This window comes from Streptomyces coacervatus, from assembly GCF_029223485.1.
GTDB classification, from domain to species: domain Bacteria; phylum Actinomycetota; class Actinomycetes; order Streptomycetales; family Streptomycetaceae; genus Streptomyces; species Streptomyces coacervatus.
Genome location: NZ_JARHTP010000006.1, coordinates 126688 through 147924, shown reverse-complemented (window position 1 = coordinate 147924; position 21237 = coordinate 126688). Strand labels below are relative to the sequence as shown.

Genomic DNA, 21237 nt, shown 5'->3' with positions numbered 1-21237 from the left:
CAGGTCAACTCCAGCCGCCCCCGGCGGGCGACAAGTCAGGAGTTGTACGTGCTTTGCGCCCGCTCCAGCCCCTCGATCACCAGACACTCCACCGCATCCGCCGCCCGGTCCACGAAGTAGTCCAGCTCCTTGCGCTCCGCGGAGGAGAAATCCTTCAGCACGAAGTCCGCCACCTGCATCCGCCCCGGAGGCCGCCCGATCCCGAACCGCACCCGGTGATAGTCCGCGGTGAAGGCCTTCGTCATCGACTTCAACCCGTTGTGCCCGTTGTCCCCACCACCGAGCTTCAGCCGCAGAACGCCGTAATCGATGTCCAACTCGTCATGCACAGCAACGATGTTCGCCACCGGCACCTTGTAGAAATCCCGCAGCGCATTGACCGGACCACCCGACAGATTCATGTACGACATCGGCTTCGCCAGAATCACCCGCCGGTTCGCCGGCCCCGGCGGCCCGATCCGCCCCTCCACGACCTGCGCCTGCGCCTTGCCCGCCCGCTTGAACCTCCCCCCGATCCGCTCGGCCAGCAGATCGGCCACCATGAACCCGACGTTGTGCCGGTTCATGGAGTACTCGGGCCCGGGATTCCCGAGGCCCACAACAAGCCAGGGGCCATTGGCGGGGGTGGTCACGTCCATAACTCCTTGATACGCGCCAGCCGCTGCCCCCCGAGGGAACAGCGGCTGAACGAACCGTTGAATGCGGCCGGTGAGGATCAGGCCTCGGCGACAGCCTCTTCGCCCGCGGCCTCCCCGCCCTCAGCGGCCTCCTCCGCCTGCGCGGCCAGGACCTGCAGCACGACGGCGTCCCCGTCGACGGCCAGCGTGGTGCCGTTCGGCAGCGCGATGTCCTTCGCGAGGATGGCGGCACCGGCCTCCAGGCCCTCAACGGAGACGGTGACCGACTCGGGGATGTGCGTGGCCTCGGCCTCGACCGGCAGCGCGTTCAGAACGTGCTCCAGCAGGTTCCCACCCGCAGCCAGCTCGCCCTCGGTGTGCACCGGGATCTCGACCGTGACCTTCTCGCCACGCTTGACCAGCAGCAGGTCGACGTGCTCCAGGAAGCCCTTGATCGGGTCACGCTGCACGGACTTCGGGATCGCGAGCTCGTTCGCCTTGCCGTCGATGTCCAGAGAGATCAGGACGTTCGGCGTACGCAGCGCAAGCAGCAGCTCGTGGCCCGGAAGGGTCAGGTGCAGCGGGTCGGAACCGTGACCGTACAGAACACCGGGAACCTTGGAGTCACGACGGATACGACGGGCCGCACCCTTGCCGAACTCGGTACGGGACTCAGCGGAGATCTTGACCTCGGACATGATCACTCCTCGTAGAAAACAGAACGGACGTGGTCACCCGGCCACGAACGGCCTGCTACGAAGAGCGCGTCGATAACGGAGGCGTGGCCTCCCTCGCCGAGCAACTGGAGAAGTCTACTCGGCGCGGGAGGCCACAGGAAAATCGATCATGCAGAAGCGTTTTTACGGCTCAACGAGCGCTCACTGCTCGTCGAACAGGCTCGTCACCGAACCGTCCTCGAACACCTCACGCACCGCACTCGCAATCGTCGGCGCAATCGACAGAACCGTGATCTTGTCCAGATCCCCGCCCAGCTCACCCGGCGTCGGCAGCGTGTTCGTGAACACGAACTCACTCACCCGCGAGTTCTTCAGCCGATCCGCCGCCGGACCGGAGAGCACACCGTGCGTCGCCGTCACAATGACGTCCTCCGCACCATGCGCGAACAGCGCATCCGCCGCCGCGCAGATCGTGCCACCCGTGTCGATCATGTCGTCCACCAGCACACAGACCCGACCCTTGACCTCACCCACAACCTCATGGACGGTCACCTGGTTCGCCACGTCCTTGTCACGACGCTTGTGCACAATCGCCAGCGGCGCACCCAGACGGTCGCACCAGCGGTCCGCCACCCGCACACGCCCCGCGTCCGGCGAGACCACCGTCAGCTTGTCGCGATCGACCTTCCGACCCACATAGTCCGCAAGAAGCGGAAGAGCGAAGAGATGATCCACCGGGCCGTCGAAGAAACCCTGGATCTGATCCGTGTGCAGATCCACGGTCAGAATCCGGTCCGCACCCGCCGTCTTCATCAGATCCGCGATCAGCCGCGCCGAAATCGGCTCACGACCACGGTGCTTCTTGTCCTGCCGCGCGTAACCGTAGAACGGCACGATCACCGTGATCGAGCGGGCCGACGCACGCTTCAGCGCGTCGATCATGATGAGCTGCTCCATGATCCACTGATTGATCGGAGCCGTGTGGCTCTGGATCACAAAGCAGTCCGCACCACGCGCCGACTCCTGATAACGGACGTAGATCTCACCGTTGGCGAAGTCGAAGGCCTTCGTCGGGACAACCCCGACCCCCAGCTGCTCCGCAACCTCCTTGGCAAGCTCGGGGTGGGCGCGGCCGGAGAAGAACATCATCTTCTTCTCGCCGGTCGTCTTGATCCCGGTCACAGCTGTCTCCTCAGAGGTGTCTCAACTGGGTGTGCACTTATCACGGTACGCCGTGTTCGACGCACCCGTTTCCGGTCAGTCTTCGCTCTCGACCTGCCGAGAAGCCGCCTCCGCCGCCTTCGCAGCCGCGCTCCCCGGACGCTTACGAGCCACCCAACCCTCGATATTCCGCTGCTGGCCACGGGCCACAGCCAGCGAACCGGGCGGCACATCCTTCGTGATCACGGACCCCGCGGCGGTGTACGAGCCGTCCCCAACCGTGACGGGAGCCACAAACATATTGTCCGAACCCGTCCGGCAATGCGACCCCACCGTGGTGTGGTGCTTCTCCTGCCCGTCGTAGTTCACGAACACGCTCGCGGCACCGATGTTGGTGTACTCACCGATCGTCGCGTCACCGACATAGGAGAGATGAGGAATCTTGGTCCCCTCCCCGATGGCAGCGTTCTTCGTCTCGACGTACGTACCGATCTTGCCCTTCGCACCGAGGCTGGTGCCCGGGCGGAGGTAGGCGTACGGACCCACCTTCGCCTGCGGCCCGACATACGCACTGACGGCCACCGTATTGTCGACCCGGGCGCCGGCGTCGACACGGGTGTCGGTGAGCCGGCTGTTGGGACCGACCTCCGCGCCCTCGCCGAGATGCGTGGAGCCGTGCAGCTGCGTGCCCGGGTGGACGACCGCGTCCTGCTCGAACGTGACCGTGACATCGATCCAGGTGGTCGCGGGGTCGATGACCGTCACCCCGGCAAGCATGGCACTGGTCAGCAACCGGTCGTTGAGGATGCGACGGGCCTCGCTCAGCTGCACACGGTTGTTGATCCCGGCGATCTCACGGTGATCGGCAGCAACGGACGCGCCCACGCGGTGACCCGCCTCGCGGAGGATGCCGAGGACGTCGGTCAGGTACTCCTCGCCCTGGCTGTTGTCCGTACGGACCTTCTTGAGGGAGTCGAAGAGCAGCTGACCGTCGAAGGCGAAGACGCCGGAGTTGATCTCGCGAATGGCGCGCTGTTCGTCGGAGGCGTCCTTGTGCTCGACGATCTCGGTGACGGCGCCGGTCGCCCCGTCGCGGACGATACGGCCGTAACCGGTCGCGTCCGGGACCTCGGCGGTCAGGACCGTGACGGCGTTGGAATCGGCGGAGTGGGTGGCCGCGAGCTGCCGGAGCGTCTCGCCGCTGAGCAGCGGCGTGTCTCCGCACACGACGACCACGGTGCCGTCGACGCTGCCGCCGAGGGACTCCAGGGCGATGCGTACGGCGTGCCCGGTGCCGTTCTGCTCAGCCTGCACCGCGGTGCGTACGGCGGGGTCGATCTCGGCGAGGTGCGCGGTGACCTTCTCGCGCGCGTGCCCGACCACGACGACGAGGTTCTCGGGCTCCAACTCACGGGCGGCGGCGAGCACATGGCCCACGAGGCTGCGGCCGCAGATCTCGTGCAGGACCTTGGGTGTGGCCGACTTCATACGGGTGCCCTCACCCGCTGCGAGAACGACGACGGCTGCCGGGCGAATGGCGCTCACGGGGTTGCCCTTCGGCTGTGGAGTGGGTGGGGACATCCGCAGGATACCGGGGCGTTTCGTGGGGGACATGGGAGCGGGCCCTGACAGTGCTGTCACCGGTCAGGGCCCGAACGTAGATGAGCTCCCCCGCCAGGACTTGAACCCGGACAGATGGCACCAAAAGCCACAGTGCTGCCAATTACACCACGGGGGAATAATTCGACTAAACCGGACATTTAGTCAGGTCGTCGAGCGGCGGCTCCTACTATGCCGTACCAGGAGCCCTCCATGCGACGGTATAGGTCGGCGCTCTGCCGAACGTAGATCACGAGGCAGCCGTGGTAGGTGTCGCCGGTGTTCTTGCGGACCGTCCGAGGGTTGTGCTTTTTCAGCGTTGCCTTGCTGAGCGCCGACACGTCGACGTCCACCACGTCGGCCCAGAACTGCTCGGCGGCTGCTACGTCAGCGGACTCGTGGATGCTGACCCGGAGGGTCAAGCGGTCTCTGGCCACCTCCAGGAGCTCGAGCCAGCGCAGGAAGAGCCGGATTACGTTGGGGTCGCTGTTGATGAACTGCAAGACCTCGGTCCGACGGTGTGGCTTGTCCTTGGCGCCCTCGGCCCAGTAGAGGGCAACGCCGGCGATGAACAGCTCGCGGTCCGACAGCTCGCCCACCGCTGCCGCCGCGGTCAGCTTGGTTGCCTGGCGCTCTTGGTCTCGGGAGGCGTGCAGTCGCGCCAGCCCCTCGTTCATGCGCGCCCGCTGTTCCTCTGGCGTGCACTTGGGCTCCGGGTGCGGCAGATCTCGCACCCAGAGCGACACCGAGCTCTTGGAGCAGCCCAACTCCGCCTGGATCTGGTTGTACGTCCGGCCCTGCTGCCGCAGTTCCCGCGCCCTCTCGCGGAGGTCGTCCTTTGCTCGCGGGCGTTTCGTCCATTCCGGAGGCGGCTCGCCCTCGACGAGGCGCTGCAGTGTCTCCTTGTTGTGGACCTGGAGCTCGTCCCGGATCTGCCGAAGGCTGTAGCCCTGCCGCCGTAGCGCAACCGCCTGTTCCCGCAGTCCCTCGAAGTCGGCGTATTTGCCATGTGGATGTGCCATGGGCACACCGTCCGGGCGGAATGCGGGCTTCCGGGGGCGAACAATGTGCGATTCAGCAGTTCGAGGGATATCGGGCGGTTTCGCTTACGTTCGGTTACGGAGTGTGGTGTAGACCCGTCACCGAAACTCGCCGGAAAACGGGGCGCGGACGCCCGTAGGCTGGAGGCATGACCACGACGGGGGAAGAGCGCGCGGCGGCCCGGGGAGGGCCGTGGTGGTGGGCCAGGTGGCGCAGTGCGGCGTTGGATGTCGGTCTGGCGTTGGCGTCTGCGGTGGAGTGTGCGTTCGAGGGGGTCCGGTTCGCGCGGGACGCGGGGATTCCGGTGGCCGCGGGGGTTGTTTTCGGGGTGTTGACCGGGTCGGCGCTGCTGGTGAGGCGGCAGTGGCCGATTGCTGTTGTTCTTGTTTCGATCGCGATTGCCCCGGCCCAGATGGGCTATCTGATGGGGATCGTGGGTCTGTACACGCTCGCTGCTTCCGAGCTGCCGCGGCGGATCATCGGCTCGTTGGCGGGGATGTCGCTCGTCGGCATGTTGATCGTGATGTTTGTGCGGGTGCGGCAGGACATGGCGCGGGGGAGCTGGGATCTGGGGGATTGGTTCGTTCCGTTTGCTGCGATCACCACCGCGATCGGGATGACTGCGCCGCCTCTGCTGCTGGGTTTGTATGTGGGGGCGCGGCGTCGGCTGATGGAGAGTCTGCGGGAGCGGGCGGACAGTCTTGAGCGTGAGTTGCAGTTGCTTGCGGAGCGGGCTGAGGAGCGGGCCGAGTGGGCGCGGAATGAGGAGCGGACTCGGATTGCGCGGGATATGCATGACGTGGTGGCTCACCGGGTGAGCCTCATGGTCGTCCACGCCGCCGCCCTGCAGGCCGTCGCTCGGAAGGATCCCGAGAAGGCTGTGAAGAATGCGGCGCTTGTGGGGGATATGGGGCGGCAGGCGTTGACCGAGTTGCGGGAGATGCTCGGGGTGTTGAGGAGTGGGGACGGGGGTGTGCGGCGGGCCGAGCAGGCCGTTCCGCTTGCGGCGGTGAGGGTGGCTGCTGCGGTGGCGGCTTCGAAGGCTGCCGATGAGGGTGAGGGGCCCTGTCTGTTGGAGTTGGAGGAGCTTGTCGGGCAGTCGGCGGCCGCGGGGATGGTCGTGGATCTGTCCGTCGAGGGGGATGTGCGGGTGTATGCCGCCGAGATCGAGCAGACCGCGTATCGCGTCGTGCAGGAGGCGTTGACGAACGTCCACAAGCATGCGGCGGGGGCTAAGACGTATGTGCGGCTTGCGCATCGGGTGTCGGAGATTGCGATGCAGGTGGAGAACGAGCCGCCGCCGGAGGTGCCGTCTCAGGCGGCTGCGCGGTTGCCGTCGGGGGGCAATGGGCTGGTGGGGATGAAGGAGCGGGTGACCGCGCTGGGTGGGGTGTTTGTGTCGGGGCCGACGGATGCGGGGGGTTTCCGGGTGTCGGCGGTGATTCCGGCGGCGTAGTGCCCGTCCTGGAGGGGTTCAGCCTGCGGTGAGGCGTACCGGTTCTATGCCTGAGACGAGGGCGGCGAGGGCCTGGTCGATGTCGGGGCCGAGGTACCAGTCGCCTGTGTGATCGAGGGCGTAGACGCGGCCTTCGGCGTCGACGGCGAGGAGGGACCGGGTGTCGGTCTCGGTGCCGAGGGGGCTGACTTCGGTGTCGAGGGCGCGGCCGAGGTCGCTGAGGGTGCGGGCCATGTGGAGGCCGTGCAGGGGGTCGAGGTGGAGGGCTGCGGGGGCGACCTGGCGGCCGGGGCCGGTGGGTGTGAGGTGGAGGCCGCCGAATTCGGCCCAGGCTTCTACGGCGGCGGGGAAGACGGCGTGGCGGTGGCCTGCGGGTGAGGCGTGGTCGCGCAGGGCGTCGGCCCAGATCTCGGCCTGTTTTATGTCCCAGCGTCCGGGTTGCCAGCCGGCGGCGCGCAGGGCGGCGTCGACGGGGACGGGGAAGCGGGTGGTCGAGGTGCGGTCGGGGTGCATCTGCCCTTCGATCGTCGAGTTTGTTGAGGTCATGGCTGAGGTCACAGCTGTGCGTCCGGGGCTCAGTCGTCTGTTGCCGCGGGGTCGACGATGCGTACGCCGAAGTGGGCGCTGAGGGCGGTGCAGGCGCGGCAGGGGGCGGCGAAGCTGCCGTGCAGGGGGTCGCCGTCCTCGCGGATGCGGCGGGCGGTGAGTTTGGCCTGCTTGAGGGCTTTGCGGGCTTCGCCGTTGGTCATGGGTTTGCGGGTGGCGCGCTTGCTGCGGGCGGCGTCCGCGGTGGCTATGTGGCGGGAGATGAGGATGGTTTCGGCGCAGCGGCCGGTGAAGCGGTCGCGTTGGGCGCTGGTGAGGGTGTCGAGGAAGTCCTGGACGAGTGGGTGCAGGGGTGGGGGCTGGTCGCCGCGGGCGGCGGTGCCGGTGAGGGTGGCGCCGCGGACGGAGAGGGCAGCGGCGACGGTGGGGAGTATGCCGTCGCGGCGGTGTTGGAGGGCGGGTGCGTGCGGGGTTTCGGTGGCGCTCCACCCGATGCGGGGGTCGCCGGACGGCCCTGTGTGCGGTGCCGTGTGTGGTCCCGTCTGCGTCGCGTTCATGATCGTCATCCCCTCCCGTGCCTCCCCCGGACGTCACAGAGTGCCAAATGGCGTGGCTGGTGCGGAAGCTGGGGCGGTGCGACACGCCCGGGTTTGGGCGGGCTGTCACGGCAGGGTGACGGCTGGTCACGGAAGCGGAGGGCGGCTGACTGGTGCCCGGTGACCGGTGCGGTCGTACCGCATAGGCTGTCGGCACCGCGATTGGTGCGGCGACGCTTGTTGACATGCGCGGTGGCGCGTGGTGACGGGTGTGGTGACGGTCGAGACGGAAGTCGAGACGGACGAGACAGTCGATACGGGGCGTGACGGGCGGTTTTGGCCGGTCGTTGCGGGTCGTACCTGAGTGCCGCAGGGGGCAACCGCCATGACGACAGGTCGGCTCGGGCAGCAGGCCGCGCCGCCGAATGCGGCGTACGCCGGGCAGGTCGTGCATTTCCCGGATCCGGTCCGGGCTGCACGTCACCCGAGAGGGGTACGTGTTGACGAGCGTGGTTACCCCGATTTCTCGGCCTACGCGCGTGCTGCTGCGGAGATTGCGGAGCCGCCGGAGGGTTTCGGTGTCGACGAGCTGCGGCTGACGGACTATGTGTCGGCGAATGCGGCGTTGGCGGCGACGGGTCATGAGTTGTGGGACACGGTGCCTGCGGTGGCGACGCCGCACGGTTGGACGTGGCATCACGTGGTGGGTGCGCGGCGGCTGGAGCTGGTGCCGGTCGAGGTGAAGGCGTTGTTGCGGCATCACGGTGGGATCGCGACGTCGGCGGTGGATCAGGGGAAGCGGGGGACGCGGCCGCTTCAGGAGACCCGTCCCGCGCATTTCGGGCTGCCGAAGTCGGGTGTGGCGGTGACGGAGTTGCAGGTGCAGGGGGTCGAGGAGGACCTCGGGTATCGGTTGCCGGGTGCGTACCGTTCGTTCTTGAAGGTGGCGGGTGGGTGTGCGCCGGTGGGTGCGGCGCTGGATGCCGAGTTGGGGTTGTTGATCGACCAGCCGTTCTTCACGGTGCGGGACGAGGCGGCGGTCAATGATCTGGTCTACGTCAACAAGTGTCTGCGTGACCATCTGACCAAGGATTACTTGGGTGTTGGGTTTGTGCAGGGCGGGTTGCTGGCGGTGAAGGTGAAGGGCGAGCGGCTCGGTTCGGTGTGGTTCTGCGCCTACGACGACGCCCGGGATGTGGATCCTTCGTGGGCGCCGGCGGACCGGGTGGAGCGGTTGCTGCTGCCGTGCGGTGAGGACTTCGATGCGTTTCTGTCCCGACTGGCGGGCAATCCGCCGGAGTTGGAGACGGTGGCGAATCTGATGGTGGACGGCGGTTTCGCGCGTCCCGTTCCTGTGTCGTCCGTCTCTTCCGTGGGGGAGTGAGCGTTGCGATGGTGACTTTCGCGCAGGCGCAGGAGCGCGCCGAGGAGTGGATCAACGGTGATGTGCCGTCGTACCAGCATCGTGAGGTGCGGGTGCGGGAGTTCGGGCTCGGGTTCGTGGTGTGGGCCGAGGATCGGGCGGACGGGCCGCGTTCGGACGGGGGCCTGCAGCGGCTGGTGATCGCACGGGACAGCGGTGAGGCGACGTTGTGGCCGTCGTTGCCGGTGGGTGAGGTGGTTCGCCGGTACGAGGAGGAGTACGGCCGTTCGGACGAGGCGCCGGAGCCGGTGCCTGCGGCTTCGGCTCGGGTGGATCTGAATCAGACGTCGTTCCTGTTGAGTCCGCCGGAGTGGTTGCAGGAGGCGGCGGACAAGTTGGGGATGGCGGATCGGCGGGCCGGTGCGGGGGCGCCTGCGGCTGCGGCTGGTTCGTCGGGTGACGGTGCGGGGTGGCCGGCGGCCGGGGCGAGTGGTGGCGCGGGTGCGCCGGTCGGGGCGACTCCCTGGGCCGGGACCGACACCAACGGCGGCGGCGAGGACCTTTCCGTGCCGCTGCCCGCGACGGTGTTCGCGCCGCCGCTGAGCGACGCCGACCCGGACACACCGCCGGACGCCGAGACGACCCGGATGGCGGGCGGCAGCCGGCTGCCACGGACGGCGGTGGAGCCGGCGCTTGAGGAGCCGGGTGCGCCGGGTGGGACGCCTGCGCCGCCGTCTTCGGGGTATGGGTATCCGGGGGGTGCGGCGGGTGCCGGTCCGGTGCCGGGTGCGTCGTCCTCGGGGGCTCCCGTGCCGGGTGGGACGCCTGCGTCGTCCTCTTCGGGGTATGGGTATCCGGAGGGTGCGGCGGGCGTCGGCGCGGTGCCGGGTGCGCCGCCTTCAGGGGCTCCTGTGCCGGGTGGGACGCCTGCGTCGTCCTCTTCGGGGTATGGGTATCCGGAGGGTGCGGTGGGTGCCGGTCCGGTGCCGGGTGCGCCGCCTTCAGGGGCTCCTCTGGCGGGTGGCACACCGCCGCCGCCTCCTCCTTCGTCGTACGGCTATCCGCAGGGGCCGGGGGCCACGCCTCCGCCCGTGCCGCCGGTGCCTTCCTACGGCTACCCGCAGGGGCCCGGCGGGGCGCCGGATGCCCCGGGGCGGCCGCTCGCGCCCAACGCCGGGGACATCGCCGACGCCGCGACGAGCAAGGCCGCTCCTCCGCCGCGCCGGGGTTCGGTCACGCCGCCTCCGCCGGGCGCCCCCGGGATGCCGGGTGCGCGGCCGGGGAGCGCGCCTCCGCCTCCGCCCGGGGCCGGTGCGGGCGGGTACGTTCCGACACAGCTGGTGTCGGCGCTGGGTCCGGACGGGCCCGAGGGCGCTGCCGGGCCGGGGGCTCCGCAGGCGCCGGGGGCCCCGGGGGGTGCACCGAGTGCTCCTGGTGGCCCGAACCTGCCTGGTGCGCCGAACGCGCCTGGTGTGCCGAATCAGCCTGGTGTGCCGAACGCGCCTGGCATGCCGAACCCGCCCGGTGCCCCGAACCCGCCTGGTGCGCCGAACCAGTCCGGTGCGCTCAACGCGCCTGGTTTGCCGAACCCGCCCGGTGCCCCGAACCCGCCCGGCGGTACGCCTCCGGGGAGTGTCCACCAAGCCGCCACGATGCTCGCCGATCCCGGTCGTATGGGCCCGGGCCGGGGGGCGCCGCAGCCTCCGGGTGCTCCTGGTGTTCCGGGTGCGGCGGGTGGGCCGCTGGCTCCGGGCGCTCCGGGTGCCCCTGGTGTTCCGGGTACGCCCGGGGCGCAGGCATTCCCCGGTGCCCCGGGCGTACCCAGCCCGTCCGGCGCTTCTGGTGCTCCATTCGCCCAGGGCGGTCCTGGCATGCCTCCCTCACCTCAGCCTCCTGCTGCTCCGGGTGCGCCTGGCTCTCCGGGTGTTCCGCAGCATTCGGGCGCTCATGGCGCTCATGGCGCTCCGGGTGGTCTTGGTGGTCCGCCGGCTCCGGGTGCTCCGGGCATGCCTGCCTCACCCCAGCCCCCGGGTGTCCCGAGCGGCCCCGGCGTCCCCCAGCCCCCGGGTGCCCCCGGTGCTCCTGGCGGCCCTGGCATCCCGCAGCCTCCCGGCGTTCCGGGCGGCGTCGCCCAGCCCCCTGCCGCCCCTGGTATGCCCGGTGCTCCCGGCGCCCCCGGTGCGTCCGGCGGTGCGGCCGGCGGTGCGGCCGGCGGCCCTGGTGCCCCGCAGCCCCCCGGCGTTCCGGGCGCCCCTGGCGTCGCTCAGCCCCCTGCCGCCCCCGGCATGCCCGGTGCTCCCGGCGCCCCCGGTTCGCCCGGTGGGCGAGGTGCCGTGCACCATGCCGAGACCGTGCTGGCCGGGCCTCCGGTGGGTGCGCCCGGTGCTCCCCCGGTCGGTGGGCCCGGTATGCCCCCGCCGCCGCAGGCGTCCGTGCCGCCCGGTGGCCCCGGTATGGCGCCGCCCGGGCAGGCCGTGCCGGGTCAGCCGCCGGCGTACGGCTATCCGCCGCCGCAGGGGCAGCCGACCGTCGGCCCCGGCTATCAGGCCGTGTTGCGCTACCGCGCGCAGGACGGGTCCGAGCAGCAGTTGATCCGGCGGTCCGCGCCGGGCACGCCACACCCGGAGTGGCAGATCTTCCACGAGCTGCGCGGTATGAACGTGCCGCCGGACCAGGTGCTGGAGCTGCACACGGAGCTGGAGTCGTGCGAGCTGCCGGGTGCGTACTGTGCGCGGATGATCCGGGAGCAGTGGCCGCAGGCGCGGATTGCGTCCATCGCGCCGTACGGGACCGATCACGCGAGCCGGCAGCAGGGCATGCAGCAACTGCTGGTCCACCAGGGCGAGTTGCACCAGGTGGCGGACGGGCCTGCCCGCCCGGCGCCGGTGCGGGCGCCGTTGCCGCCGGTGCAGGCGGCGCCGCCGATTCCGCCGGAGGCGGTGGGGCAGGAGCTGGCGGGTGCGTTCGGGCCGGGGGTGTTCCGGTTCGAGCAGCAGGCGGTGTCCCGGCAGGGCGTTCCGCCGGTGGTGGCGCACTCGTTGGTGGCGGCGGGGCTGCCGGCGGACATGGGGCCGTTCTTCTGGGCGCAGGCCCAGCCGGGGCGGCCGGTGCCGACGCTCGCCGAACTGGCGCAGGAGCGCGGTGTGCAGCCGGCCTCGGACGCGGGCTCGTACCTCGTCATGGGCAGTGACTTCGGCCGGGCGATCTGTGTGCAGTACGGCACCGCGAACATCGTGGCCGTGCCGGTGGAGGCGGGGCCGGGCGGGGCGCCCGTGCCGCCGCAGTTCGTGAACACGGGGCTGCCCGAGTTCCAGCGGTGCCTGGCGCTGCTCGGCCGGATGTGGCGGCTGAGGTTCGGGCTGAACCAGGAGCAGGCGGGCCGCTGGACCGTCGACTTCCAGGCCCAGCTGGCCTCCCTCGACCCGGCGGCGCTCGGGTCGCCGGAGAGCTGGTGGTCGGTGCTGCTGGAGCAGATGTGGGACGGGTTGCTGTGACGCGCCACCCCTGAGGTGCTCGCGTGCGAGGGGCCGGGCCGGTCGTTCTGACCGGCCCGGCCCTTTTGTGTCTGCGGATGCACCATGCGGATGCACCTGCGGAGTGTCGCGTTATGAACCCTTACACCCGATATATCAAGATGTGCGCCAAATCATCATTTCGCTCCTGTTCGGCGGAGAGGGGTTCCAGGATGAGTGGCACACCGGTCTCGCTCCACGGCTTCGGGGCCGTACGGGGGCGCGGTTACTGTCCCGAGCAGGTCGAGGCGTTCGCCGACGCCCTCTCCCTGGACCGGGACGCCGCCTGGGAGCGGGCAGCCCGGCTCACCGTGCTCGCCAAGGACATGGAGATGGAGGCCGCGGAGCTGCAGGAGACGGTGGCGCAGCTGGCCCCGCAGACGTACGAGGCGCTCGGGGAGAGCGCCCGGCATCTCTTCCGGCTCGGGCAGGAGGAGGGCGAGGCCGTACGGGAGCGGGCCCGACAGGAGGCGCAGCGTCTTGTGGCGGAGGCGCAGGCGTATGCGGCCGGCGTACTGGATGCCGCGCAGGCGCACGCCGACTCCGTACACGCCGATGCCGAGGAATACGCCGGTCAGCGGCTCGACGCGGCGCGCGCCGTGGCCGACGAGCTGCGTGTCGGCGCCCGGCGTGCGGTGAAGGAGAGCCGTGGTGAATCGCTGGGCGTGCTCCGGGAGCTGCGGCAGCGCGCCACCGTGGAACTCGCCGAGCAGGCCAAGGGGTTCGCCGACCGGTGGGACGAGGTGGAGCAGGCTGAGGCCGAGCGCGCGGCCGCACTCGATGCGCGCGAGGAGATGCGGGTGGAACGGGCGGAGGCGGAGGTGGCCCAGGCGAGGCGGGCGCTCATGGAGGCGGAGGAGTTCGCCCACCGCTGCCAGGAGGAGGCCAACGAGCGTGCCGCCGAGATCCTCGCGGGGGCGCGGCTGCGGGAGGAGCAGATCGTCCGGGAGACGGAGCAGGTGCTGCGGGAGCACGAGGAGCGGTCCGTCGAGATGCAGGTGCAGATGGACAACGTACGCAGCAGTCTTACGGCGTTGACGGGTTCGGCGTCGGGGGAGTGACGGGCGGGACGGAGGCGCCCGGCACAGGCCGCGCCTCCGTCCCGCCGACCACAGTCGTCATCCGCCGACCAGGGGTCACCCGCCCCTGCGGACCGCCCCCGCGAGGATCCACCCCTCCACCGCCTCGTACTGGCGGCGCTGTTCCTCCGAGGCCCGGCGGCCGGAGGCCACCGTGCCGAGCCAGCCGAAGGCGAAGCCCAGGGGGATCGTCAGCAGGCCGGTGGTCGTGAACGGGAACCAGTTGAAGTCGGCGTCGGGGAAGGCGGCGACGGGGGAGCCGGAGACCAGGTTGGTGCCCGGCATCACGAGCAGGACCGCGAGCGTGCCGCCGATCAGGGTGCACAGCAGGCCCGTACGGGTGTAACGGCGCCAGAAGAGGCTGTAGACCAGGGCGGGGGCGATGGCGGAGGCGCCGAGGCAGAAGGACAGGGTCACCAGGGGCTGCAGGCTGCGGTGCTGGACCAGGGTGGCCAGCAGGATCGCCGGGATGCCCACCGCGAGGGCCGAGAGCCGGGCCAGTGTCATCTCGCGGCGCTCCGACATCTCCTGCACGCGCGCGGCGAAGACGTCGTGGGCGAGGGAGTTGGCGCAGGCGAGGATCATCCCGGCGACCGAGGCGAGCAGGGTCAGGAAGATCGCCGTGGTGACCGTGGTGAACAGGAACGTCTCCGACGCCGACACGTCCGTACCGAAGGCCGCCCGTGAGCCCAGCAGATACGCCGTGTTGCCCTGCGGGTCGGCCTGCGCGATCACCGCGCGCCCGATCAGTGCCGTGGCGCCGAATCCGACGACGGTCATGATGAGGACGAACAGCACCACCGACGACACCGCCCACGACATCGAGCGGCGCACCTGACGGGCGCTGCGGGCGGTGTACATGCGCATGGTGACGTGCGGCAGACAGGCGCCGCCGAGGACGACCGTGAGCTCCGAAGTGATCATGTCCAGACGGGGGTTGGAGCTGCCCGCGAACTCGACGCCGGAGTGCAGGAAGGCGGAACCGACCCCGCTCTGTGCGGCAGCCGCGTTGAACAGCGCCCCAGGATCCCAGTCGAAGCGCCGCAGCACGAGCAGGGCGACCACGGCGCCCGAGCCGAGCAGCATCACGATCTTCAGGATCTGGATGAGGGCGGTGCCCTTCATGCCGCCGATCGCCGCGTAGCTGATCATCAGCGCGCCCAGCCCGATGATGCAGCCGGTCTTCAGCGCATCGCCGGAGAACCCCAGGATGAACGCCAACAGCTGTCCCGTTCCCGCCAGTTGGACCAACATCAGCGGCATCAGCGCGGCGATGGTCACCACGCATGCGGTGATACGGATGCCGCGCCCGGGCATACGGCGGGCCAGCGCGTCGCCCATCGTGAACCGGCCCGCGTTGCGCAGGGGTTCGGCCAGCAGGAACATCAGCAGCATCAGTGACAGGGCGGTGCTCAGGGCCAGCGCGATCCCGTCGTAGCCGCACAGGGCGATGACTCCGCCGGTGCCCAGCACGCTCGCCGCGGAGATGTAGTCGCCGGCGATCGCGAGGCCGTTGCGCATGGGGGAGAGGGAGCCGTAGCCGGTGTAGAACTCGTCGAGGTCGTCGCCGTCCGGGCCGGTCATCACGCACAGCAGCAGTGTGATCGCGGCGACGGCGGAGAAGGCGACGAGTGACATGGCCTGCGTGTTTCCGCTGAACCCGTTCGTCATCGTGCCGCCTCCCGCTTGGCGTCCAGTTCGGACTGCTTGCGGATGCGGTCCGCGATCGGGTCGACATAGCGGCGGGCCGTGTGCTCGTACAGCGCGATCGCCAGCCAGGTCACGGGTATCTGCAGCAGCGCGAGGAGCAGCCCGGTCGGCAGTCCGTCGGTGACGGTGCTGGTCATGAACGACGGCGCGAACGCCGACAGGATCAGGAACAGCGTGAAGTAGCCGAGCGCGGTGAGCGTGGCGGTACGCCGCTGCCACCGGTGCGCACTGCGCAGGATCCGCAGGTCGCTGTGGTGCCCGAGGGCGGGCTGCGCGGGCCGGCGCTGTCTGGCCGGTTCGGGCGGTGGGGCGGGGGGCTGCCACGGGTAGGTGGCGTCGTACGACGGGGGCGTGTGCTGCGGTGGACGGCGGTACGGGTACGACGAATACGGGTCGTAGGACATCCCGTTGCTCCTTGCGTGGCTCGGGTCCTGTGCGGGGACCGCAGGGAGGTGGGGGGCGTGCGGAGCCACGCACGCTACTCGCCGGTTCGGGGCCGCGCGAGGTTTTCACCAAACTGGCCGGTCGGTATGCGCTTACTATTCTGACCTGCGGTGTTACCCGCGTTAACTCGGACTTTTGAGGTCGGGAAGCGGCGGACGCGCCGCCGCCGGATCGTCAGTCCTTGAGCACCGGGAAGCGGCGAGGCGCCAGGAACAGCAGCACCAGGAAGGCCGCGGCGGCCGCGCACCCCGCGCCCAGATACACCGCGTGCACCGCGTCCGCGATCGCCCGCCGCGTCGCCTCGGGTACCGCACCCGCGTCCAGTCCCCGTGTCACCGAGTCGAGGTCGCCCGCGCCGCCCAGCCGCGAGGCCAGCACGCCGTTGGCCACCGCGCCGAACACCGACGCACCGATCGTCTGGCCGGTCTGGCGGCAGAAGAGGACGGACGCCGTCGTCGTGCCGCGTTCCGCCCAGCCCACCGTCGACTGCACCCCCACGATCAGCGGGAGTTGGAACAATCCCAGCGCGCCGCCCAGCAGCAGCATCAGCAGCGCCGGCTGCCAGGCCTCGCCCGGGTACGGCAGGAACGGGAACGCGAACAGGATCAGGGCCGCCACGCCGATGCCCAGCATGGCCGTGTTGCGGAAGCCGATCCGCCGGTACACGTGCTGGCTCAGGGCCGCCGAGACCGGCCAGCTCAGCGTCCAGACCGAGAGGACGAAGCCGGCCGCCACCGGGGCCAGGCCCAGCACGGACTGTGCGTACGTCGGCAGGAACACCGCCGGTGCCACCATCAGCAGCCCCAGCGCACCGAGTGCGAGATTGACCGCGGCGATCGTACGGCGCCGCCACACCCACCCGGGGATGATCGGCTCGGCCGCCCGGCGTTCGACCAGAACCACAACACCAGCCAGCCCAAGTCCCGTACCGAACAAGGTAATTGACGGCACTGACAGCCAGGGCCAGGCCACCCCGCCCTGCACCAGGGCCGTGAGCAGGACGCCTCCGCACGCGAACACGGCCAGCGCGCCCTCCCAGTCGATACGGGGGCGTCCGCTCGACTCCCGTTGCGGCTCGTGCAGATGGCGGACGATCAGCCACAACGCCACCGCGCCTATGGGGAGGTTGACGAGGAAGATCCAGCGCCAGTCGGCGTAGGCCGCGAGGATGCCGCCGATGCCCGGGCCGGCGACCGCCGACACCGCCCACACCGTGGACAGTTTGGACTGGATCTTCGGGCGGTCCTTGAGCGGGTAGAGGTCGGCCGCCAGGGTCTGGACCGTGCCCTGGAGTGCGCCGCCGCCCAGGCCCTGGAGGATGCGGAAGGCGATCAGCGCCCCCATGTTCCAGGCCACCGCGCACAGCAGCGAACCGAGCAGGAAGACCGCGGCGCCCGCTATCAACACCGGCTTGCGGCCGAAGGTGTCCGACAGCTTGCCGTAGACCGGGAGCGTCACCGTCACGGCGAGCAGATAGCCGGAGAAGAGCCAGGAGAAGACCGAGAAGCCGCCCAGATCGCCGACGATCTGCGGGACGGCCGTCGAGACGATGGTGGAGTCGAGGGCTGCCAGCGCCATCGCCAGCATCAGCGCGGCCACGACGGCGCCGCGTCTGCCGGTGTCCTTCTGGCGCTCGTCCGTCACCGACGCCTGTATGTCTGTGTCCCCTGGGTCCACGGGATTCCTTCCCCCTGCATCTATCTGCCGCCGAACACTCTCCCACTTGACCCTCACGTCGCGGCAGGGTGGAAGCTCGGTGGACCGGTGGGTGGAGCAGAACCCCGAGAACGTCTCCACCCGTCGGTGGACTGCCCCTAGGGGTTCCTCCGTACTACGGCCCGGGGAGGGTTCGTACCGCCGGAGGAGGAGAGGGGACCGGGGGCGTCCTTAACCTGGTCTTACGCCGCTGGGGAGCCGGTGAGGGGTGGTTGACCGAACCGGCGGGGGTGGGGTTTTCCCCAGCAGAAGAGGGTGCCGAGCACCAGCGCGCCGGACCCCTCTGCGAGGCCAGACTCATCCGCGTAACCAACACAGCAAGTCCGGCAGGACCGAGCCGACGCAGCACACGTGCGTCACCTTCGTAACCGACATAGGAGACTTACCATGACTTCGGCCGTGACCATTCCCAGGCACGGGGGCACTGGAGGGCGTACGGCCGTCGCTGCGCGAGCGCGGCAGGTCGTCAAGGCGTACGGGGCCGGGGAGACCCGTGTCGTCGCTCTCGATCATGTGGATGTGGACATCGCCCGCGGGCAGTTCACCGCGATCATGGGCCCCTCGGGGTCCGGCAAGTCCACGCTCATGCACTGCCTGGCGGGCCTCGACACCGTCTCGTCGGGGCAGATCTACCTCGACGAGACCGAGATCACCGGGCTCAAGGACAAGAAGCTCACTCGGCTGCGCCGGGACCGGATCGGGTTCATCTTCCAGGCGTTCAACCTGCTGCCGACGCTGAACGCGCTCGAGAACATCACGCTGCCCATGGACATCGCCGGCCGCAAGCCCGACAAGCAGTGGCTGGCGCGCGTCGTGGACACGGTGGGGCTGAGCGACCGGCTCAAGCACCGGCCGACCCAGCTCTCCGGCGGTCAGCAGCAGCGGGTCGCCGTGGCCCGGGCGCTGGCCGCCCGCCCCGAGATCATCTTCGGCGACGAGCCGACCGGGAACCTCGACTCCCGTGCGGGTGCCGAGGTGTTGGGCTTCCTGCGCAGGTCGGTCGACGAGCTCGGGCAGACCATCGTGATGGTCACGCACGACCCGGTGGCCGCCTCGTACGCGGACCGTGTGCTGTATCTCGCCGACGGCAGGATCGTCGACGAGATGTACAAGCCGACCGCGGACGCCGTCCTCGACCGTATGAAGGACTTCGACGCCCGGGGGCGTACGTCATGACCGTCCTGAAGACATCGATGCGCAACTTCTTTGCGCACAAGGGGCGAATGGCCCTCTCGGCCGTTGCCGTCCTGCTGTCCGTCGCCTTCGTCTGTGGAACTCTCGTGTTCACGGACACCATGAATTCCACCTTCGACAAGCTGTTCCAGGCCACCTCCTCCGATGTGACGGTCAGCGCCAAGGGCGCCTCGGACAGCGGGGAGACGACCTCCGACAACGGCAAGCCGCCGGTCATGCCGGCCTCCGTCGTCGGCAAGGTGCGGGCGGCCCAGGGGGTGAAGTCGGCCGCGGGGACCGTCTTCTCGACCTCCGTGACCGTCGTAGACGCCCAGAAGAACAACCTGTCGCCGAAGGGCGGCGGCCCGACCATCGTCGGCAACTGGAACTCCAACGACGCCCGCACCATGAAGATCACCTCCGGTACGGCGCCCAAGGGGCCGGACCAGGTGATGGTCGACAAGGACACCGCCGACAAGCACCACCTGAAGCTCGGTGACTCGCTCGCCGTGATCAGCGCGGTCGGCACGCACAACGCGAAGATCTCCGGCATCGCCGACTTCCAGGTCACCAACCCCGGTGCGGCGATCTTCTACCTGGACACCAGGACGGCGCAGGAGACGCTCGTCGGCAGGACCGGCGTCTACACGAACGTCAACGTCACGGCCGGGTCCGGGGTGACCGACCCGCAGCTGAAGAAGAACGTCGTCGCGGCGCTCGGCACCGGCTACAAGGTGCAGACCGCCAAGGAGACCGCCGACGCCAACCAGAAAAACGTCGAGGGCTTCATGAACGTCATGAAGTACGCGATGCTCGGCTTCGCCGGGATCGCCTTCCTCGTCGGCATCTTCCTGATCATCAACACCTTCTCGATGCTGGTCGCGCAGCGGACCAGGGAGATCGGTCTGATGCGGGCCATCGGGTCCAGCCGCAAGCAGGTCAACCGGTCCGTGCTGGTCGAGGCGCTGTTGCTGGGCGTCTTCGGGTCGGTGCTCGGTGTCGGTGCGGGCGTCGGGCTCGCGGTCGGGCTGATGAAGCTCATGGGCTCCATCGGCATGCACCTGTCGACCGCCGATCTGACGGTCGCGTGGACGACTCCGGTGGTCGGCCTCCTCCTCGGCGTCGTCGTCACGGTCCTCGCCGCCTACCTGCCCGCACGCCGGGCCGGCAAGGTCTCGCCGATGGCCGCGCTGCGGGACGCGGGAGCCCCGGCCGACGCGAAGGCCGGGCGGATACGGGCCCTGGTGGGCGTGGTGCTGACCGGTGCGGGCGGCTACTGCCTCTACCTGGCCGCGAACGTCGACAAGGCGAAGGACGGCTCGCCGTGGCTGGGCCTCGGCGTCGTGCTCTCGCTCATCGGGTTCGTCGTCATCGGCCCGCTGCTCGCGGCCGCCGTGGTGCGGGTGCTGGGCGCCGTGCTGCTGCGGATGTTCGGTCCGGTCGGGCGGATGGCGGAGCGGAACGCGCTGCGCAACCCGCGCCGTACCGGTGCCACGGGTGCCGCCCTGATGATCGGGCTCGCGCTGGTCGCCTGTCTCTCGGTGGTCGGCTCGTCGATGGTCGCCTCCGCCACGGACCAGCTCGACAAGACCGTCGGCACGGACTTCATCATCCAGAACGACAGGGGCCAGCAGGTCACTCCGCAGGCCGTGCAGGCGGTGAAGTCGACGCCGGGTCTTGAGCGGGTCACCGAGTACAGGACGACCAAGGCCGACTACACCACCCCCGACGGCAAGGTCCTCAAGGACACGGACATCACGGCGGCCGACCCGACGTACGCGACCGACCTGCGCAAGAAGACCGTCGCCGGGAACCTCAAGGACGCCTACCTGCCGGACTCGATGTCCGTGCACGAGAAGTTCGCCAAGGCCCACGGGATCCACCTCGGCTCGAAGATCGACGTCAAGTTCAAGGACGGTGCCACCGCGCATCTGACGGTGCGCGCGATAACCACCAGCGACGACGTGATCGACCAGGGCGCGAAGTACATCTCCATCGCCACGCTTGCCAAGTACGTGCCGGCCGACAGGATGCCCCTCGACGAGCTGGTCTTCGCCACCGCCAAGAAGGGGCAGCAGGATGCCGCGTACAAGGCGCTGAAGTCCTCGCTGCACGAATACCCGCAGTTCAAGGTGCGCGACCAGACCGACTACAAGCAGGCGCTGAAGGACCAGATCGGCCAGCTGCTGAACATGATCTACGGCCTGCTGGCGCTGGCGATCATCGTGGCGATCCTGGGTGTCGTGAACACCCTGGCCCTGTCGGTGGTCGAGCGGACGAGGGAGATCGGCCTGATGCGGGCGATCGGTCTGTCGCGGCGGCAGCTGCGCCGGATGATCCGCATGGAGTCCGTGGTCATCGCCCTCTTCGGCGCCCTGCTGGGCCTCGGCCTGGGCATGGGCTGGGGCGCGACCGCCCAGAAGCTGCTGGCCCTGGAGGGCCTGAAGGTCCTGGAGATCCCCTGGCCGACCCTGACCGCGGTCTTCCTCGGCTCGGCCTTCGTGGGCCTGTTCGCGGCACTGATCCCGGCGTTCAGGGCGGGCCGGATGAACGTGCTGAACGCGATCGCCACCGAGTAGCGATCGATTCGCAGCCACCGCACACGGG

16 protein-coding genes and 1 tRNA gene are annotated in these 21237 nt (G+C 69.6%); 6 read left to right on the top strand and 11 right to left on the bottom strand.

Features of this window, described 5'->3' with window-relative positions:
* Positions 1–35 precede the first annotated feature (35 nt).
* The 6 genes from pth to P2Q00_RS16590 form a co-directional block, all read right to left on the bottom strand.
* Positions 36–638 carry an aminoacyl-tRNA hydrolase gene (gene pth, locus P2Q00_RS16615; protein WP_275773300.1) on the bottom strand — a complete coding sequence of 201 codons (603 nt, stop codon included), beginning with the start codon at positions 636–638 and terminating at the stop codon, positions 36–38.
* Positions 639–715: 77 nt separating this feature from the next.
* On the bottom strand, positions 716–1315 hold the full coding sequence (locus P2Q00_RS16610; RefSeq protein WP_275773299.1) for a 50S ribosomal protein L25/general stress protein Ctc: 600 nt from the start codon (positions 1313–1315) through the stop codon (positions 716–718).
* Between the two features lie 180 nt (positions 1316–1495).
* Positions 1496–2476 (bottom strand): ribose-phosphate diphosphokinase, encoded by a 981-nt coding sequence (locus P2Q00_RS16605; RefSeq protein ID WP_275773298.1) that lies wholly within the window; start codon positions 2474–2476, stop codon positions 1496–1498.
* Between the two features lie 75 nt (positions 2477–2551).
* Positions 2552–4000 (bottom strand): bifunctional UDP-N-acetylglucosamine diphosphorylase/glucosamine-1-phosphate N-acetyltransferase GlmU, encoded by a 1449-nt coding sequence (gene glmU / locus P2Q00_RS16600; RefSeq protein WP_275773297.1) that lies wholly within the window; start codon positions 3998–4000, stop codon positions 2552–2554.
* Positions 4001–4121: 121 nt separating this feature from the next.
* Positions 4122–4193, bottom strand: a tRNA-Gln gene (locus P2Q00_RS16595).
* Between the two features lie 22 nt (positions 4194–4215).
* Positions 4216–5076 carry a hypothetical protein gene (locus tag P2Q00_RS16590; protein ID WP_275773296.1) on the bottom strand — a complete coding sequence of 287 codons (861 nt, stop codon included), beginning with the start codon at positions 5074–5076 and terminating at the stop codon, positions 4216–4218.
* A gap of 167 nt (positions 5077–5243) precedes the next feature.
* On the opposite strand from P2Q00_RS16590, the gene P2Q00_RS16585 reads away from it, so the two are divergent.
* Complete coding sequence (locus tag P2Q00_RS16585) at positions 5244–6551, top strand: sensor histidine kinase (RefSeq protein ID WP_275773295.1); 1308 nt, start codon at positions 5244–5246, stop codon at positions 6549–6551.
* Between the two features lie 18 nt (positions 6552–6569).
* Here the strand turns inward: P2Q00_RS16585 and P2Q00_RS16580 are convergent, their stop codons facing one another.
* Positions 6570–7064 (bottom strand): SUKH-3 domain-containing protein, encoded by a 495-nt coding sequence (locus P2Q00_RS16580; RefSeq protein ID WP_275773597.1) that lies wholly within the window; start codon positions 7062–7064, stop codon positions 6570–6572.
* A 62-nt stretch (positions 7065–7126) separates the two neighbouring features.
* Positions 7127–7663, bottom strand: a complete 537-nt coding sequence (locus P2Q00_RS16575; protein ID WP_275773294.1) for a YwqJ-related putative deaminase — start codon at positions 7661–7663, stop codon at positions 7127–7129.
* Positions 7664–8018: 355 nt separating this feature from the next.
* On the opposite strand from P2Q00_RS16575, the gene P2Q00_RS16570 reads away from it, so the two are divergent.
* The 3 genes from P2Q00_RS16570 to P2Q00_RS16560 all read left to right on the top strand — a co-directional run bounded on the left by P2Q00_RS16570 (position 8019) and on the right by P2Q00_RS16560 (position 13569).
* A complete protein-coding gene (locus P2Q00_RS16570) occupies positions 8019–9017 on the top strand; it encodes an SMI1/KNR4 family protein (RefSeq protein ID WP_275773293.1) in 999 nt (332 codons plus the stop codon).
* Between the two features lie 8 nt (positions 9018–9025).
* Positions 9026–12490, top strand: a complete 3465-nt coding sequence (locus P2Q00_RS16565) for an SUKH-4 family immunity protein (protein WP_275773292.1) — start codon at positions 9026–9028, stop codon at positions 12488–12490.
* A 191-nt stretch (positions 12491–12681) separates the two neighbouring features.
* Positions 12682–13569 carry a cellulose-binding protein gene (locus P2Q00_RS16560; RefSeq protein ID WP_275773291.1) on the top strand — a complete coding sequence of 296 codons (888 nt, stop codon included), beginning with the start codon at positions 12682–12684 and terminating at the stop codon, positions 13567–13569.
* A gap of 75 nt (positions 13570–13644) precedes the next feature.
* On the opposite strand, the gene P2Q00_RS16555 is transcribed toward P2Q00_RS16560, so the two are convergent.
* The 3 genes from P2Q00_RS16555 to P2Q00_RS16545 all read right to left on the bottom strand — a co-directional run bounded on the left by P2Q00_RS16555 (position 13645) and on the right by P2Q00_RS16545 (position 17328).
* Positions 13645–15258, bottom strand: a complete 1614-nt coding sequence (locus P2Q00_RS16555) for a sodium/solute symporter (RefSeq protein WP_275773290.1) — start codon at positions 15256–15258, stop codon at positions 13645–13647.
* The gene (locus P2Q00_RS16550; RefSeq protein WP_275773289.1) at positions 15255–15701 is read right to left on the bottom strand and encodes a DUF485 domain-containing protein; all 447 of its coding nucleotides are present in this window, start codon (positions 15699–15701) and stop codon (positions 15255–15257) included. Before P2Q00_RS16550 ends, P2Q00_RS16555 begins: the two co-directional genes overlap by 4 nt.
* Before the next feature lie 214 nt (positions 15702–15915).
* Positions 15916–17328: an MFS transporter gene (locus P2Q00_RS16545; RefSeq protein ID WP_275773596.1), complete on the bottom strand. Its 1413-nt coding sequence runs from the start codon at positions 17326–17328 to the stop codon at positions 15916–15918.
* A 516-nt stretch (positions 17329–17844) separates the two neighbouring features.
* Between P2Q00_RS16545 and P2Q00_RS16540 the strand changes: the two genes are divergently transcribed.
* Together P2Q00_RS16540 and P2Q00_RS16535 are read left to right on the top strand one after the other, a co-directional pair.
* Positions 17845–18633 carry an ABC transporter ATP-binding protein gene (locus P2Q00_RS16540; RefSeq protein WP_275773288.1) on the top strand — a complete coding sequence of 263 codons (789 nt, stop codon included), beginning with the start codon at positions 17845–17847 and terminating at the stop codon, positions 18631–18633.
* Positions 18630–21209, top strand: a complete 2580-nt coding sequence (locus P2Q00_RS16535) for an ABC transporter permease (RefSeq protein WP_275773287.1) — start codon at positions 18630–18632, stop codon at positions 21207–21209. The genes P2Q00_RS16540 and P2Q00_RS16535 overlap by 4 nt, the downstream gene beginning before the upstream one ends.
* Positions 21210–21237 lie beyond the last annotated feature (28 nt).

Coding starts and splice junctions, on each gene's coding strand:
- pth (WP_275773300.1), bottom strand. CDS start 638: ATGGACGTGACCACCCCCGCCAATGGCCCCTGGCTTGTTGTGGGCCTC.
- P2Q00_RS16610 (WP_275773299.1), bottom strand. CDS start 1,315: ATGTCCGAGGTCAAGATCTCCGCTGAGTCCCGTACCGAGTTCGGCAAG.
- P2Q00_RS16590 (WP_275773296.1), bottom strand. CDS start 5,076: ATGGCACATCCACATGGCAAATACGCCGACTTCGAGGGACTGCGGGAA.
- P2Q00_RS16585 (WP_275773295.1), top strand. CDS start 5,244: ATGACCACGACGGGGGAAGAGCGCGCGGCGGCCCGGGGAGGGCCGTGG.
- P2Q00_RS16580 (WP_275773597.1), bottom strand. CDS start 7,064: ATGCACCCCGACCGCACCTCGACCACCCGCTTCCCCGTCCCCGTCGAC.
- P2Q00_RS16575 (WP_275773294.1), bottom strand. CDS start 7,663: ATGACGATCATGAACGCGACGCAGACGGGACCACACACGGCACCGCAC.
- P2Q00_RS16570 (WP_275773293.1), top strand. CDS start 8,019: ATGACGACAGGTCGGCTCGGGCAGCAGGCCGCGCCGCCGAATGCGGCG.
- P2Q00_RS16565 (WP_275773292.1), top strand. CDS start 9,026: ATGGTGACTTTCGCGCAGGCGCAGGAGCGCGCCGAGGAGTGGATCAAC.
- P2Q00_RS16560 (WP_275773291.1), top strand. CDS start 12,682: ATGAGTGGCACACCGGTCTCGCTCCACGGCTTCGGGGCCGTACGGGGG.
- P2Q00_RS16555 (WP_275773290.1), bottom strand. CDS start 15,258: ATGACGAACGGGTTCAGCGGAAACACGCAGGCCATGTCACTCGTCGCC.
- P2Q00_RS16550 (WP_275773289.1), bottom strand. CDS start 15,701: ATGTCCTACGACCCGTATTCGTCGTACCCGTACCGCCGTCCACCGCAG.
- P2Q00_RS16545 (WP_275773596.1), bottom strand. CDS start 17,328: ATGCTGGCGATGGCGCTGGCAGCCCTCGACTCCACCATCGTCTCGACG.
- P2Q00_RS16540 (WP_275773288.1), top strand. CDS start 17,845: ATGACTTCGGCCGTGACCATTCCCAGGCACGGGGGCACTGGAGGGCGT.
- P2Q00_RS16535 (WP_275773287.1), top strand. CDS start 18,630: ATGACCGTCCTGAAGACATCGATGCGCAACTTCTTTGCGCACAAGGGG.